The organism is Photobacterium sp. GSS17, assembly GCF_028621875.1.
Taxonomy (GTDB): Bacteria; Pseudomonadota; Gammaproteobacteria; order Enterobacterales; family Vibrionaceae; genus Photobacterium; species Photobacterium ganghwense.
This window is the reverse complement of record NZ_CP117518.1, coordinates 1,161,013-1,175,647: the sequence shown is the minus strand read 5'-3', so window position 1 is coordinate 1,175,647 and position 14,635 is coordinate 1,161,013. Positions and strand designations below refer to the sequence as shown.

The following is a 14,635-nucleotide window of genomic DNA, read 5'->3' as shown; positions in this document are numbered from 1 at the left end:
GAGAGCGGTTTCAGCGTGTTCGTGGCAGCATCAATAACACAGTTTGTAACTCTTCTTCTGCGCACATTCAGCAGTTTTTAACGCATCCTGGAATCGTTCATCGTAAGGGTAGGCCTCAACCAGTTTGCGGAAGGTCTCTACAGCTTTGGTGTTTTGCTTCTGGTTGTAATATGCCCAGCCTTTAATCTCAGTCAGTCCTACTTCTTTGCCAAAACTGTCCTCAAAGGCTTCACTGTGTTCTATTACGAACTGATAATTCTGCTGCTCGTACGCGTTAAGAATGGCCTTGGATTCACGCTGCTTGGCATACAGCATCTTGCGCTGCGGATCTGTCAGTTTGTTCGCAAGGAACTCAGCATGTTGCTCAAAGCCAGCTTTGTTGAGGGCAAGCGTGTAGCCGTATTGTGTATCTTGAAACTGTTTGTCGCTGCCCGGCATCGCTTCAAGGGCTTGTTCAAAAGCACGTTTGGCTGTCAACGGGCGATCGAGCTTGTACCACTGCCAACCGGCCAGTGCGTACTGACTGGCGGTCATTGACGGTTGCTGATACAGCAGTTCCAGACAAGCCTGAGGTTCACTTTTGCACACTTTGGTGAGTTGTGGTGAGCCCTCGCCAGCATTGAGCTTTTTCAACGCCGGATACCGGCTGGCCCATTGTTGCTGCAACCGGGACGCGTCTTCGCTGCGACCCAGCTGTTGCAGGGTCAGAATTTTCCCTTCAATCTGCTTTTTGTTGGGTTGTCCCGTCCCCGCTGAACCCGACCGGGTCCATTGTATGGATTGGTCAAACCACATCAGCGCCTGACTGTATTGTTTCTGACGGTAATACTGCCAGCCCAGCATTTCTGCGCCTTTTGCATCACGGAGCTGTGTGATCTGTTTTCCGGCCGCGTCGGCATCTGCGGTGCTGAGTCTGGCCTGCCCGAGTTGCGTTAAATGCACCTGATAGGCCAGTTTGTTGTACGCCTCGGGTTGATAGCCAGCACTTTGGCGGTAGCGGGCCAGAATATCACTGCCATGGGTATTGCGGGTCCAGCCGAGCAATTTTTGTGTGGTACTCAGGCCGTGATCCGGGCAGGCCGTCAGAATTTGGGTGAACTTCTGTTTGGCTTTCGGGCCATATCCGGTTGCGACCTCCTGCTGCAGATCCAGCCACGCCCATTGGATTCGCTGGCAGCTGGCCCAGTCAGGATGGGCAGCCAGCAGTTGGCGGGCTTGCTCATTCTGATGAGTTTTGACGGCCTGAGTCAGTTGGTTAAGCGCCTCCTGATAGCTGATTTCAGTGTTCAGCTTTTCAGATGTTTTATTGTTTGCCGCTGCCTGCTGTGCGGCCTGCCAACCTTCTTTTTCCAGAATTTTCCAGATAGGTGTTTCATCAAACTGGGATTGAGTACGCTGCGGGGCGACTTCCACCGACACCTGGCGTTCCAGCAGTTGGACCTGAGCTTGCTCGGCGGCCATTACCGGAGTGGCCGCGAGCAACGCGAAAGTCAAAGGTTTCATTGGCAATACCTCTCGTGAAAAGCGATATGAGAAAAAATGATCAGGCTGGCAGAGTAATAATCGTCATTCGCATCCGGATGGGGGAGTGCGTTGCGATGCTTGTATTTCTCCTGGCTGATTTGCACCAGCGTTGCAATGGCATTGGCCCCGTTAGGGGCTTTGTAGTCGGCCATCTGAGCGGAGTTAACATCTACCCAGGCGCGGTTATTTTGTTGCAACCAGCTGCGGTAATGGTCGTTAATCGCGCTGTCGTAGCCGCCCCAAATGAGATAAAGGGGGATTCGATAGCTGGAATAGCTGAACCGGGACGGGAACTGCTGTGCCGGTTGCCAGCTGTCATTCTGAAATTCGAGCCAGTCTGCCGGCAGGTGATACTTCCCGAACTGATTTTTATCCAGTAATGCCAACCCACCTTCGCTGAGTGCGGACCAGCGCGGGCTGAATTGTCTGAACGCATTAAATGCCGGGAAAATCCAGTATGACGGATTGACCACTGTTGAGGTCGGGTGAGCAAACCCGTAGCTTGCCGGCAGTAAAGCCAGTTCATTATCCAGTGTCACAATATGGCTTTTCGCCAGAGCATCAATGATGGCTTTGGCCTGTTCCCGATATTGATAGTCCGGCCAGGCTTCATCGGCTTTCAGCAATGCCCATGCGATAAAAATGTCGCCATCACTGGCATTGTTCGGATCGGGGACATGGGGTGGTTGAGGCTGCCACTTCCAGGCAAACAGGGCATCCTCATCACGCTGCAAGGTAGAACGAGTCCACTGCCAGAGCTGTTTAAAGGTGTCGTGATCGTGGAAGAAGGCGGCCATTAACATGCCGTATCCTTGGCTTTCGCTGTGGCTGATACTGTCATTGCCGTTATCCACGACTCGTCCCTGAGGCGTGATGTAACGTTGCTTATAATACGTCCAGAGCTTTTGATCGCCCTGAATGTTACAACCGTGCACCTTCGCTTCAACCGATGAGTGCGTCAGCATCGGTAACGTGGCCAGCACAAGCGGAAACCATTTCATCGCGTCTTCTCCAGGCTACGGTGCATCAGCAATGCCAGTGGCAGGATAAGCAGCAGCAACAGCAGTGGCAGCATGTACGGATAAGCAATGAAACCGGCCCGCGCCAGTTGCAGATCGTCCTGATAGCGGTGAACGGCCAGTTCAATACTGCCAGATGAAGCCGGATGTTCCTGGCTGAGATATAACGCCATTTCTTCATTCAGTGCCGCTTCATCCATTGCGCTGAAGAAAATGTTGCGCCAGCCGTTGATGTCGGTGGTAAGACGAGCCATGGAATCCGCTTGTCCCTGCATACTCAGTGCTGGCTGCGACTGCGAAAACTGGTAGAAGGCCGCAGGCTGAACCCGATTGTCTGCATCAACGCTGTCTGCATCAACGCTGTCGGCTTCCCCTGTGCTATCTGCATTCATGGTGTGAAGTAGGAACTGGCGCAGACGACTGAACACACCGGTTTGATCTGTAACGGATGATTCAGTGCCCCGGTTTTCCCTGCCCACATCAAACGTTAGGTTCACCGGGCGGACTTGTTGCAACGTGGTGGTCAGCAGCAAGTCTGTCATTGGTTGCCGTGCCTGATGGGTCAGGTGACTCAGCAGTTGCCACACCGCTGACAGGGTGCTGTCTTGTTCATAGTGGAGGGTGAATTGTGCATCACGACCGTTGTTGGCACTGAGAAACAGCAGTTGCTCCGGCGGCAGCTGATGTTCATACTCCGCCAGATAATTTACCCAGGCACCCAATTTCAGGGTGGAATGGCTGTCAATCTGCGCGATAAACGGCGTATAGCTTGAGCCCTGATTGTAAGTGACCCGTTGTTCGGGGCCGTACAGCTCGACGCTGACAGTGTTGAGTCCCGGACGCAGCTGGCGCATTGGAAACGTCAGGCGATAGTGCTGAGTGTGGCGCCAGAAACTGGCACGGATAGGCATGCTGTTAGCATATTCACCATTGACCCGGATGATCATGGCGGCTTCACCGGGATCAACTTTCGGATGGCGCAGCACCAGATTGATCTGCGCGTTTTCGTCCTGATTGACCAGCATGTTGGCCGGCATCATCAGGGGCAGCATTAAAGGTTCGTCCCCAAACTGTTTTTGCTGAGTAAACATGCCGATGCGGAAATGATCCTGACTTGCCATTTGCATTGGGCGGACCAGCGGCTGTTCACTGATCTGAGTGAATACCTGAGGGGGCAGGTTGTAGTCAGGGGTCGCGAAATACCGTGATGCCTGTAACAGCTCCGTTGCATTGCGGCCAGAGATAATCAGCCGCCATTGGCGGGTTTCAGGCTGGCGGAAAACCGCCAGAAATGGCCCATGGATACTGTCAGTCATGGTATCCGGGATGGCATGCTGATGTCGCAGGTTTTCTGGTAATCCGAAGATCAACTGGACTTTATCGCTGTCTGACAGTGCTGAATTGTTGTTCGACAGGCCAGAGTCTGAGCCGATTAGGTTGTCGTAGGCATACTGGTACTGGTCGCTACCGCTGCGTAGTGTCCAACCCTGAACCAAGTGAGACGCGACAGTAAGCGCGGCCTGCGGGTTATCCTCCAGCAGATTGACAATCGTCAGTGTCTGGCCATGCAACTGACCGCTTTTTATCAGCCCGGCCAACGTGGCCAGTGTCGGTGAGCTATTCGTGTCGCGGTAATCCAGTTCATAGAATGACTGCGATGCCAGAATTTCGGTTACAGCTTCTGATGCATCAATTCGCTGTTCGGTCATTGTCAGTGACGCAGGTAGCTGGTGGCGCACCGAAATAGTCATCATGTTGCCATACCGACTCAGCAGTTCGGGTGGCAGTGTCACCTTAATTTGCTGTGGCTCGCCGCTGGGGTGCAACTGAATATTGGCAAGTGGCTTCTCACCAAGATTGAGCCATAAATTAGCCAGATCAATATTGCCCGAATGACTGAGGGTCAGCGATAGCTGAATGGCGTTTGCTTGCTGGTGATCCAGCACCGTGATCGGGAAACTGATCTTATCCCATTGCCCGCGCAGCATCGGATCCCGGCCATCCGGTAACAGATATTGAAACGGCACCCGAATGGTTTCAGCCTGACTGGCGGCAGTGATCAGGCAACAGACAAGAAAAAGCAATATGCGTTTCATTGGCGTACATCCTGTGTTGGGTTGTCGTGGTGAGCTGCTGAGCCGGAAGAATCCTGACGATTGCCTGCTGAAGTGATGGCCTGGGTGAGCCCGAGGAAGGCCAGCTTGCAGAAACTGGCAAACGCATGGGGCAGACTTTTGCGCTGCTGAGCTTCAAACTCGCGGCGTTTCGCCCAGCGTTGGCTGTGGCCGAAGGTCATGCTGGTAAAAATCTGCGCGGCTTTGGCATCGGCATCCATCAACTCGCAATTGACGGTTTGCCCGGTTGCCAGGGCGTGAACTTGATGCACCCGCAGTGCCAGGCGATGCGGTTTCAGGTGCATTTTGTCTGAGCTTTTACCGGCGGTGTTGCCGTGAATGTTGTCACTTATCGGATAGCTCTCGGTATCAGGCTGAGGTGAAGACTTCGGCTGCTCAGCCAGACAAACTAGCTGGATTACATCGTTCGGTTGCAGCGGCTGACTCAGCGAAGGAATGGTCAGCCGGGCACCGCTGATCGATGCGTCTTCAATCAGTGCATCGGATGATTCTCCGTTGATGCTGACCGATGCCCGGGTTTCACAGCGAGTCCGGGGTTCAAAACGACGCTGACGTTTTTCCACCATGGCACCAAGGCAGACCAGGCACATCAGCAGGTTGAAGGTGTTGAAGACCAGTACGACTGTGAGTTGCCCTTGCTCGACCGGGTACTGGTAGATCCGATAAATCCCCCAGGCTTCTGCGGTACCGATGATCGCGATCAGTGCCAGTACCACAGGAGTTAATGACGAAAAGTGGGTATGGTCAGTGGTTTCGCCTTTCGGAGTTACGGTAAAGCTTGGTTTTCTCGGGTTCACCAGTACCGACAGCACTGGTAACAGCAGGAAAAGCGCCAGTATGGTCTCGTACAGCTCGGAGAAAAAGGCGTTACGCGAGTTGCCGAATAAGTGCTGGTTGATAGCCATGCTGATGATCAGATGAGGGATGGCGTAAGCGATAAAGTCGTTCGCGTTACCCACGAAAATTTGCAGGTCAAACAGCAGGTAGCACAAGGGGGCTAGTAGGTAAATGACCCTGAATAGCGGGAAAAACCAGAATAGGGTTGAGTTCAGGTAGCAGAGCTTCTGCGGCAGGCTCAGCCCACGCTTCAGAAGGGGGTTGTTGCGCATGAAAATTTGCAGCATGCCTTGTGCCCAGCGGGTACGCTGGGCCACATACGCCCCGAATGTGTCAGGCGAGAGGCCTGCGATCATGGCCTTGTTGATATAGGCGCTGTCCCATCCGTTGGCGTGAATATTAATCGCGGTATCGGCATCTTCAGTGATGGTTTTGCTTGAGATCCCCTCAGCTTCAACCAGTGCCTTGCGGCGAATGATGGCGGCTGAACCACAGAAGAAACTGGCATTCCAGAAGTCCATACCTTTCAGAATGCGGTTATAGAACATTTCGTTTTCTGCCGGCACCTTGTTCTCTATGCCCAGATTTCGCTCAATGGGATTTGGAGTGACAAAAAAATGCGGTGTCTGGAGAAATCCTAAACGGGGTTGCTGCTGAAACATGCCGACAGTATTGACCAGAAAATCACGGGTGGGCACATGGTCAGCGTCCAGAATCAGAATCAGCTCTCCGGAGCTGTGTTTGAGCGCGTGATTGATATTCCCGGCTTTGGCGTTCAGGTTAGCCGGTCTGGTCAGGTAGTTGGCTCCCAATTCCAGGCACAGTTGTTTTAGGTCATTGGTCCGCTGACGAGCCGCATTGGCACGCTGAAGATTCGGGTCGTTCAGCTTTTGCGCCGTGCCGCCATCGTCCAACACCCAGACATTAACCGTCCCCGGATAGCGAAGCTGCATCGCTGCCGAGATTGTTGGCCGTACCACGCGAGGCGATTCGTTGTAGGTTGGAATGAATACATCGATGACGGGAAGAGGCTTGCTTTCGTCAATTGGTACGATGTCCCGCTCACGCTGGCGTACGTTTACGAACATACCTAGCAGGTAGATGGTGATGCCGTAAATTTCGGTGATGAATAGCGCCAGCGCAAAAGGCATATCAATGCTGCTTTCCCATGGCAGAGTTTGGTCGTAGCGCCACCAGATATAGCGCAGCGAAATCAGCGCGCCTGTGATCAACATGATCAGGTTCAGCATGTTTCTGTCGCTGCGGTTCATCCCCAGCATCACAATGACAAACGCAGAGGCTGACAGCCAGAGGTGAGTTTCCGTTGAGACGTTCACGGTTGCCAGGCCGGTAATCGCGACAAACAGCAGAATGGCAGTGAACCACTTCATTCCGGACAGTGCATTCGGGGTTTTCATGACGGAAAGTCCTCCAGATAGAAACTGGGTTTCAGCTCATCCAGCCAGGTGAGACTGTGACGGTTTTCAGGGGCGCAATAATGGATAAAAATGGATAACCACTGCTCCATCTTGCGGGTGTGCTGTTGGGCATAAACGCAGCGGTCACCGTTGGGCATGACGTTGACCCAACGCTGGTAGGGGCCGACTGCGTTGTACTTACGCTCACCGGGGTTTGGCGGCATGGCAAAGGCGAAAAGCGAGGGAGGCTGTTCCAGTGGTTTTTTCGACACCACCTGTACGATCAGGTTTTCACCGCGCTGAAAAGTTGTATTGCCCAGCTCAGACCAGAACCATAGCTCTTCGTTTCTGCGCTGCCGGTAATTGGTCAGCAGTTTTTGCCCTTCTGGATAGACAGGTAGCTGATAGTCATGGATTGTGACGGGATCATTGAACGTATGACTGACTGTCTGGGACTGAGTCAGCTGACACCCGGTCAGACTGAGCGCCCCAACAACAATGCCAAGGATACTGCGTAAACTCATAAGTGCCTCCTTGATGCTCCTGAACGGGGCTATGCAAGAACGCCACCATATTTTCAATCCTGACTAGCCGACTGATTTATGAGAATTTTTCTTAAGGCTGAACACGTTGATGAAAGAAAGTGTAAAAGATACTGACATTTGAATCAGTAGAGAGAGGGGAACTCGAAAGCCACGGAACATAACGAGTCGAAAAGTGGATAGCAAGAAAACAGCTCAAACACAGCAGTTTAAACAAAATGGTTCAAGCAAAACAGTTTATGCAAAACGGTTCAAAGAAAACAGAGAGATGAAACAGCAGGCAGAGAGATAACAGGCAGCTTCAATAAAATACGTATTAAAAGCTGCCTGATGGCGGGTGCTTGATAGAGCCAGTCTGATAGCAGCCTAATGACAGGCGCATCGGGCATGTACCGTACCGGGTAAGGCGTACTCAGTTTGGAGTTTGACCTGAAGTTTCTGACGCGCAAGAGCGTCTTGGTGACCAAATCGTCTTGCTAATCCGAACTTCCAGGCCAGAGTTTCAAGGACAGACGCTCGAGGCCTGTAAACACGCCTTTAAGTCACTGTAGCTGACTCAGGAAAACCTGATTACCGCTCAGATCACCACTCGCCGGTGTTTTCCATGGATGCCCATGGTTCAGCCGGTGCCAGTGTTTCGCCTTTTTGCAGCAGCTCAATGGAAATGCCATCCGGAGAGCGGACAAATGCCATGTAGCCATCACGCGGCGGACGGTTGATTGTCACACCGTTGTCCTGAAGGTGGGCGCACAGGTCGTAAATATTATCGACACGGAAAGCCAGGTGGCCAAAGTTACGGCCACCGGTGTACGCTTCAGGATCCCAGTTGTAGGTCAGCTCAAGTAGCGGCGCATGATGTGCTTTTGCGTGGTCTGCGTCACCTGGTGCAGCCAAAAACACCAGTGTGAAGCGGCCTTTCTCACTCTCTTTTCGGTTAACTTCAACCAATCCCAGCTTGTTGCAGTAAAAGTCCAGAGAAGCGTCAAGGTCGCTGACGCGCACCATAGTGTGTAGATATTCCATTGTATTTCCTGTGGTTATCCAAATGGTTTTGATGTCTATTCTAACAGTATTTCGGCGACTGCTTCACCTACTCCGAAAGCGGACTGTGGGTTCTGGCCGGTGACCAGTTTGCCATCCACGACCACGTTCTTGGTCCAGGGGCTGGTTTTGACAAACACGGCGCTGGCTGCTTTCAGCTGATCTTCAAGGAGAAAAGGCACCACATCGGTCAGCTCCACCTCTTTTTCTTCCTCGTTAGTAAATCCGGTCACGCGTTTGTTGGCAATCAGGTACGTTCCGTCAGGGAGGGTCACATTCACCAATGCGGCGGGCCCGTGACAGATGGCTGCGACTACGCCGCCTTGCTGAGCCATATTTACCGCCGCTTGCTGGACGGTGCTGCTGTCAGGAAAGTCCCACATGGTGCCGTGGCCACCGGCGAACACAATCGCCTGATATTCGCCGATATCCACACTGGCAAGAGAGTCGCTGTTCTTCAGGTGTTCGACCAGTTCAGGCGTGGCGAGAAAACGTGCATTGGCGTGATCCTCTTCATCCCAGCTTTTGGGATCAACCGGTGTTTCGCCGCCGTCAATCGAGACCACATCGACCCGAATCCCCTGATCGGCCATGGCATAGTAAGGGTGGGTCAGTTCAGAAAGCCAGAAGCCGGTCTGTGTACCGGTATCGCCCATGTGAGCATGGCTGGTAAGGACTATCAGTGCTTTTTTCATGTTTGACATCCCTTCTTCGAGTGAGATACAGCGAAAGCTTAGTTGATCACGGCTGGGTTCGTTACTTTGAAGGAGAACTCTGTGAACATCACGCAAGTAAATACTTACCTTTATCATCAGGATATGCTTGAGAAGAAAGGGCAAGTCTTGCAAAATAAAGCCAGTTTATACCCTCATAGTGAATGATTAAGGTAACGAGCATGATTTCTAAGTGGGCTGTGCGCTTTTTTCAGATGGCCGAGCTGGTTGGTTCATGGAGTAAAGATCCCTCGACGCAGGTTGGTGCAGTGATCACCCAGGGAAATCGCATTGTTTCTGTTGGCTTCAACGGTTATCCGCACGGTATTTCAGACAGTGCCGACACCGATGAGCGCGAAATGAAGTACCTGAAAACCCTGCACGCCGAAGAGAACGCAATTCTGTTTGCGAAACGGGATTTGGCCGGTTGTGATATCTGGGTGACGCATTTCCCTTGCCCGAACTGCGCCGCCAAAATTATCCAGACGGGGATTTCAACGGTGCATTGTCCTGAGCAGACGGACGATTTCCTGTCTCGCTGGGGTGAGAAAATCAAAGTCAGCGAAGAAATGTTCCAGCAAGCGGGTGTCGCGATTGACTGGCTGCCGCTGGAAGGACTGGCACTCAAGAGCCCGCAATAAACGTTTCTCGGGCTTGGTCAGATAAATGACTGAGCCATCTCTTGTCAGTATGAAAGCCACCTTATGCCTCAGTAGCAAAGGTGGCTTTTTTGTCGCACTGTTTTGCTGCTGTTAGAAGCAAAAGTGACAGTTTTCACGGGTCAGCCCGTGTTTTCCCCGTAAGTTCATGATGTGATCCTGCCCGGCTTTTATTCCCATCTGGTAGCCTTCATCGAGTCGCTCACGTTTCATTGTGAGGCGTTTGACGGCGAAGTTTTCCGGCGGGGCAATGACTCTGACTGTCGCGTCTCGCGGCGGGGTCCGAATAAACTCCAGTGATGCATTGTAGCGTTCTGCACGGTGTGCCATAGCCTCCGCTACACCCGGATACCGGGATAGCAGCGTTTTCATGACCCACGGGTGGCGGTTCGGCGGCATGTGATAACTGAGCGGATGAGATAACACCACGGTGATATCTCGTGCTCCGCGTCGGTAGGCTTCTTTAACCGGAATAGAATCAGCGACACCCCCATCAGTAAAACACCCCCCTGAAAAACAGGGTGTCGTTTTAAAAGCAATCGGTAGCGCTGCTGTCGCCACCATGGCTTGGTGCATGTTGTGCTCGGTAATACGGTAGTAGTTGGCCTTACCGGTATTCACATCTGTCATGGTTGCCCAGAATGGAATTGCGCTAAACAGTTGCTGCTTGTCGAGTGGAAAGCGGCGATTAGATTCTGTCCACAGCCATTCCACGTCCACCAGATCGCCGCCTTTCAGAAAACGACGCGGATTGTAGAACCGTCGACTGATAGCCAGTTCAGTAATGACCTGATAACTGCGCTGAGGCGCATCGGCGACATAGCCCAACAGATTAGATGCCCCGGCTGAAACACCAATCGCAAAGTCATAGGGACGATGCCCTTCTGACATAAAGGCATCCAGGACGCCGCTGGCAAAAATTCCCCGCATTGCGCCACCTTCGACAATAAGCGCTCGGCTGTTTTCAAACTGCATACTGACCTCATATTCTTGTAATGCGAGAAGAATACGCACGAACTGCGGGCAGGAAAAATTGGTCGTGTTTATTGATTTGATAGGTAAAAACAAACAGCCATCAATCGATGGCTGTTGTTATAGAAAAGAGGGGGGATCAGAAAGTTTTCAACGGTATTACACGCAAGGAATGACTTCTGTTGTTGGGCGGTCACCCACCTTCATTGCTCGGGTGTATTTGATGTAACAGCGCTTTTCTTTCAGTACTTCCTGGTTACTTGAATCTGTTTCTACATTATGACGGAAGGTAATGTAGGCGGATTCTATATCTTGGCTGTCGCCGTAGATCGCGACGAAATCATAATCGTCTGAACGGTAATCTCGAATCCCTTTCACCAGATTCGATAAGGTCACAGGGTCGGAATCAGGGTAACCAAACCGGAATACACAGTAGGTATTGGATGTCATTTTGCAGAGGCTGAAAGGTAGGTCTGTAACCAATGCGTTCTCATGCCCGGCATTGTCATGGGTTGTGACATAAGGGTGATTTTCCAGCCCTTCGATAGCCATTTTTCCGTAAGTCGTTTCAGCGGTCGATTTGATGGTTCCTGCCATGCTTGCAAGTACCGCGTTTCTGGCATCGTCTTGTGCGTCCAAAAATTTAGGTGCGGCAACTACGGCAACAATACCGAGAATCACAACAACAGTGACCAGTTCTATTAATGTGAAACCTTTAGCTTTCATTCGGGGTTTATATCATACAAAAAATCAGTGGCCGGATTATACGCCACAAATACCATATGGCAATCAAATATGTATTAAGAGGAACTTAATCGCTTTTGTATGCAAGATATCGGTATTTACTGGGTTTTAACGCCAAAATATGCAGCGTCGGAATGAAAGTGAGGGATGGCCGATGATCTGATAAGTTAACCAGTTGATTTAATTGGTTGAGTAAGTGTTTGTAGATGGAAATGCCAGCTGATTCCCAACTTGCCGACATTGTTAGCGAGTCGCTTCTGCTAATGTCAAAACATTCAGGATAACAATGAAAGCAGGGCAGAGAAAGGTGAGTGGATGAGCCAAATCATGATCATTGAGGGAGACATCACCAAAGCGAAGGTGGATGCCATCGTCAATGCCGCGAATCCAGTTATGTTGGGTGGAGGCGGAGTTGATGACGCGATTCATCAGGCTGCAGGCCCTGCATTGCGGCAAGCCTGCTTGCAAGTGCCCGCCTATGGGGGTGTCCGATGCCCGACCGGGGAGGCGCGCATTACCAGTGCCGGCAATTTATCTGCCAAGTACGTGATTCACACCGTTGGTCCGGTCTATGACCGTGTCTCCAATCCTGCAGCGCTACTGGGAGCCGCCTACGAGCACAGCCTTCAACTGGCTCTGGAGCATCAGTGCCAGACCATCGCCTTTCCCGCGATTTCTTGTGGTGTGTATGGTTATCCTCACGATGAAGCCGCTGAAGTGGCATTTTCCGTCTGTCGTCGTGAGGCGTACAGTCATCTGCAAATCTATTTTTATTTGATGGGAAAATCGATGGTATCACTTTGGAAACAGATCCTGAGTTCGCAGCCCTGAACAAACAACAGACAGTTGTTAGGCTTGTATTATGACATGGTGAACCTGAATTGGCCTTAAAGCCTGAATGTATAAGAGGTTAAATCAGCAGGTGGGTGAAACGCGGAGTATACCATCGCGGATGAAAAATGCTGGTGGTGCTGACTGTCAGACAAATCAAGTGTGACGAAAAATGAGGAAGACCTGATGAGAATTACGTTTCTTGGTGGTACTGAAACCGTAACCGGATCCAAGTTTCTTGTCGAAACCAAAAATACGAGCGTACTGGTCGATTGTGGACTTTTTCAGGGGTACAAATGGTTACGGGAAAGAAACTGGCAAACGCTGCCGATGGATATCAATTCGCTGGATGCCGTCATCCTCACGCACGCGCACCTGGATCATTCTGGCTATATTCCGGTGCTCTATAAACGTGGTTTTCGTGGTCCGGTGTTTACTCATCATGCGACACAAGCACTGTGCCAAATCTTGCTGGTTGACAGCGGCCATATTCAGGAAGAAGACGCCCGTTATTTAAGCAAGCACAAGCTCGGTAAACATGAACACCCTGAACCGCTTTACGACCGTCAAACGGCCGAAGAGTGTATGACACTGTTTCAGCCGGTTGATTTCGATGAGCAGGTGGAAGTCGGTGATATCCGATTTCATCTGCAACCGGCCGGGCATATCCTTGGCGCGGCAAGTATTATTCTGGAAGCAGAGGGAAAGCGTGTCGGCTTTTCCGGCGATGTAGGGCGTTACAACGATGTGTTGATGCGACCCCCCCGGCCGTTACCGGTTCTGGATTTGTTATTGATGGAGTCTACCTATGGTAATCGCCTGCACGACAACCAGGACCCTGCCGAGCAACTTGCTGCGGTGGTAAACCGTGTCGCTAAAAACGGGGGAGTGTTACTGGTGCCCGTTTTTGCCGTGGGAAGGGCGCAGGCCTTTCAGCATTTGCTGGCAAAACTGATGGATAACGGGGAAATTCCCAGAATGCCGATCTATCTCGACAGCCCGATGGCCATCGAAGTGTCAGATATATTTTGCCGCTTCAGCGATCAACACAAGCTGAGTCATAATGAATGTCACCGTATGAGCCATTCCATTATTTATATCCGCACAGTGGATGAGTCGAAAGCAATCGAAGGGCAGGCGTTTCCTCATATTATTATTGCCGGCAGTGGCATGGCGACAGGGGGGCGCATTTTACACCACTTCAAGCGCTGGCTGTCGAGTCCGAAATGTACGGTCCTGTTCACTGGGTATCAGGTGGGGGGGACCCGCGGCGCGAAAATGCTTGAAGGGGTGGAATCAGTAAAAATTCATGGTGAATGGATTCCGCTTCGAGCCTCGGTCACTGCGATATCCAGTTTGTCCGGCCATGCTGATTACCTGGAGCTTACCAAATGGCTGCAGGAATCCTCTCTGGCGAAGAAAACGCAAATTAAGTTGATTCATGGTGACCATGAAGCGCTTGAAAGCCTGCGGGTGTATTTGCAGGAGCATACGAAATTTAATGTCAGCGTAGCGGGGTACTGGGATATTTTGCGCCTGTAGTTTATGTGTGCAGAGCGTTGTGCCAGTTACTTTTTATCTATCGCTTCAGGGGTAAGCTAAAACAGAGAGAGCGAAAGTCTGGCCACCTCTGTTCTATCTTCATAACAGCTGCACTTTTTAGTGTTAATTGATTGAATATATTCTGATTTGGCAGATATAGTGTCCAGGTACGGGCTATTTAATCTGCTGAAAGACAAAAGGATGTTATGAAGCTATCTGAGCTACAAAGTCACATTAAGGAATTTGATTACGCCCCAGAGCACTCTGAGCATTATTTTCTGAAGTTAATCGAGGAAGTGGGCGAACTGGCTGAGTCTATTCGTGCCGGAAAGGGTGGGCAGCCTGATTTGGCCGCATTAAAAGGAACGATTGCTGAAGAACTGTATGATGTTCTTTATTATGTTTGTGCGCTTGCCAATATCTATGACGTGAATTTGGAAAAGACGCACGAGTTAAAAGAAGTCTTAAACAAAGCTAAATATAACCGCTAATTGCCTATCGTAAAAAGCGCGTGAGTAAAACGAAATCCGGCATTCCATCCAACCTTTAACACGATGGTTAAAAGGGATAGTTGGTTTGTCATCGCACACTGGTTTAGCTCTCGCGCTTTGTTCTCACGCTTTGCTCTCCGCGATCTCTTTTTGCAGCAAGACGTAGA

13 protein-coding genes are annotated in these 14,635 nt (G+C 51.2%); 4 read left to right on the top strand and 9 right to left on the bottom strand.

Annotated elements, in window-relative coordinates:
• Nucleotides 1-30: 30 nt before the first annotated feature.
• From PGW97_RS21780 to PGW97_RS21750, 7 genes are all read right to left on the bottom strand, one after another.
• Complete coding sequence (locus PGW97_RS21780; protein ID WP_273859808.1) at nucleotides 31-1,503, bottom strand: tetratricopeptide repeat protein; 1,473 nt, start codon at nucleotides 1,501-1,503, stop codon at nucleotides 31-33.
• Complete coding sequence (locus tag PGW97_RS21775; protein WP_273859807.1) at nucleotides 1,500-2,525, bottom strand: glycosyl hydrolase family 8; 1,026 nt, start codon at nucleotides 2,523-2,525, stop codon at nucleotides 1,500-1,502. Before PGW97_RS21775 ends, PGW97_RS21780 begins: the two co-directional genes overlap by 4 nt.
• The gene (locus tag PGW97_RS21770) at nucleotides 2,522-4,639 is read right to left on the bottom strand and encodes a hypothetical protein (RefSeq protein ID WP_273859806.1); all 2,118 of its coding nucleotides are present in this window, start codon (nucleotides 4,637-4,639) and stop codon (nucleotides 2,522-2,524) included. The genes PGW97_RS21775 and PGW97_RS21770 overlap by 4 nt, the downstream gene beginning before the upstream one ends.
• Entirely contained in the window at nucleotides 4,636-6,933 is a 2,298-nt protein-coding gene (gene bcsA, locus PGW97_RS21765; protein WP_273859805.1) for a UDP-forming cellulose synthase catalytic subunit, read from the bottom strand. Before bcsA ends, PGW97_RS21770 begins: the two co-directional genes overlap by 4 nt.
• A complete protein-coding gene (locus tag PGW97_RS21760; RefSeq protein ID WP_273859804.1) occupies nucleotides 6,930-7,457 on the bottom strand; it encodes a hypothetical protein in 528 nt (175 codons plus the stop codon). The genes bcsA and PGW97_RS21760 overlap by 4 nt, the downstream gene beginning before the upstream one ends.
• 600 nt (nucleotides 7,458-8,057) lie before the next feature.
• Nucleotides 8,058-8,498, bottom strand: a complete 441-nt coding sequence (locus PGW97_RS21755) for a VOC family protein (RefSeq protein ID WP_273859803.1) — start codon at nucleotides 8,496-8,498, stop codon at nucleotides 8,058-8,060.
• Between the two features lie 35 nt (nucleotides 8,499-8,533).
• Nucleotides 8,534-9,211 (bottom strand): type 1 glutamine amidotransferase domain-containing protein, encoded by a 678-nt coding sequence (locus PGW97_RS21750; protein ID WP_047886049.1) that lies wholly within the window; start codon nucleotides 9,209-9,211, stop codon nucleotides 8,534-8,536.
• Between the two features lie 200 nt (nucleotides 9,212-9,411).
• Here PGW97_RS21750 and PGW97_RS21745 point away from each other — a divergent pair, with 200 nt between their 5' ends.
• A complete protein-coding gene (locus tag PGW97_RS21745) occupies nucleotides 9,412-9,870 on the top strand; it encodes a dCMP deaminase family protein (protein WP_047886048.1) in 459 nt (152 codons plus the stop codon).
• A 111-nt stretch (nucleotides 9,871-9,981) separates the two neighbouring features.
• Here PGW97_RS21745 and PGW97_RS21740 read toward each other — a convergent pair whose 3' ends face one another.
• Together PGW97_RS21740 and PGW97_RS21735 are read right to left on the bottom strand one after the other, a co-directional pair.
• Nucleotides 9,982-10,863 (bottom strand): patatin-like phospholipase family protein, encoded by an 882-nt coding sequence (locus tag PGW97_RS21740; protein WP_273859802.1) that lies wholly within the window; start codon nucleotides 10,861-10,863, stop codon nucleotides 9,982-9,984.
• 156 nt (nucleotides 10,864-11,019) lie between these two features.
• On the bottom strand, nucleotides 11,020-11,586 hold the full coding sequence (locus tag PGW97_RS21735; protein WP_217391671.1) for a type II secretion system protein: 567 nt from the start codon (nucleotides 11,584-11,586) through the stop codon (nucleotides 11,020-11,022).
• A 333-nt stretch (nucleotides 11,587-11,919) separates the two neighbouring features.
• Between PGW97_RS21735 and PGW97_RS21730 the strand changes: the two genes are divergently transcribed.
• The 3 genes from PGW97_RS21730 (at nucleotide 11,920) to PGW97_RS21720 (ending at nucleotide 14,468) form a co-directional block, all read left to right on the top strand.
• Nucleotides 11,920-12,435, top strand: a complete 516-nt coding sequence (locus PGW97_RS21730; RefSeq protein WP_273859801.1) for a macro domain-containing protein — start codon at nucleotides 11,920-11,922, stop codon at nucleotides 12,433-12,435.
• A 186-nt stretch (nucleotides 12,436-12,621) separates the two neighbouring features.
• Entirely contained in the window at nucleotides 12,622-13,977 is a 1,356-nt protein-coding gene (locus PGW97_RS21725) for an MBL fold metallo-hydrolase (RefSeq protein ID WP_273859800.1), read from the top strand.
• Between the two features lie 206 nt (nucleotides 13,978-14,183).
• Entirely contained in the window at nucleotides 14,184-14,468 is a 285-nt protein-coding gene (locus PGW97_RS21720) for a MazG nucleotide pyrophosphohydrolase domain-containing protein (protein ID WP_047886044.1), read from the top strand.
• Nucleotides 14,469-14,635: the final 167 nt, after the last annotated feature.

Bases quoted from the DNA above. Each gene is read 5' to 3' on its own strand.
- PGW97_RS21780 (WP_273859808.1), bottom strand. From the start codon at position 1,503: ATGAAACCTTTGACTTTCGCGTTGCTCGCGGCCACTCCGGTAATGGCC.
- PGW97_RS21775 (WP_273859807.1), bottom strand. From the start codon at position 2,525: ATGAAATGGTTTCCGCTTGTGCTGGCCACGTTACCGATGCTGACGCAC.
- bcsA (WP_273859805.1), bottom strand. From the start codon at position 6,933: ATGAAAACCCCGAATGCACTGTCCGGAATGAAGTGGTTCACTGCCATT.
- PGW97_RS21740 (WP_273859802.1), bottom strand. From the start codon at position 10,863: ATGCAGTTTGAAAACAGCCGAGCGCTTATTGTCGAAGGTGGCGCAATG.
- PGW97_RS21760 (WP_273859804.1), bottom strand. From the start codon at position 7,457: ATGAGTTTACGCAGTATCCTTGGCATTGTTGTTGGGGCGCTCAGTCTG.
- PGW97_RS21745 (WP_047886048.1), top strand. From the start codon at position 9,412: ATGATTTCTAAGTGGGCTGTGCGCTTTTTTCAGATGGCCGAGCTGGTT.
- PGW97_RS21735 (WP_217391671.1), bottom strand. From the start codon at position 11,586: ATGAAAGCTAAAGGTTTCACATTAATAGAACTGGTCACTGTTGTTGTG.
- PGW97_RS21725 (WP_273859800.1), top strand. From the start codon at position 12,622: ATGAGAATTACGTTTCTTGGTGGTACTGAAACCGTAACCGGATCCAAG.
- PGW97_RS21730 (WP_273859801.1), top strand. From the start codon at position 11,920: ATGAGCCAAATCATGATCATTGAGGGAGACATCACCAAAGCGAAGGTG.
- PGW97_RS21750 (WP_047886049.1), bottom strand. From the start codon at position 9,211: ATGAAAAAAGCACTGATAGTCCTTACCAGCCATGCTCACATGGGCGAT.
- PGW97_RS21755 (WP_273859803.1), bottom strand. From the start codon at position 8,498: ATGGAATATCTACACACTATGGTGCGCGTCAGCGACCTTGACGCTTCT.
- PGW97_RS21720 (WP_047886044.1), top strand. From the start codon at position 14,184: ATGAAGCTATCTGAGCTACAAAGTCACATTAAGGAATTTGATTACGCC.
- PGW97_RS21770 (WP_273859806.1), bottom strand. From the start codon at position 4,639: ATGAAACGCATATTGCTTTTTCTTGTCTGTTGCCTGATCACTGCCGCC.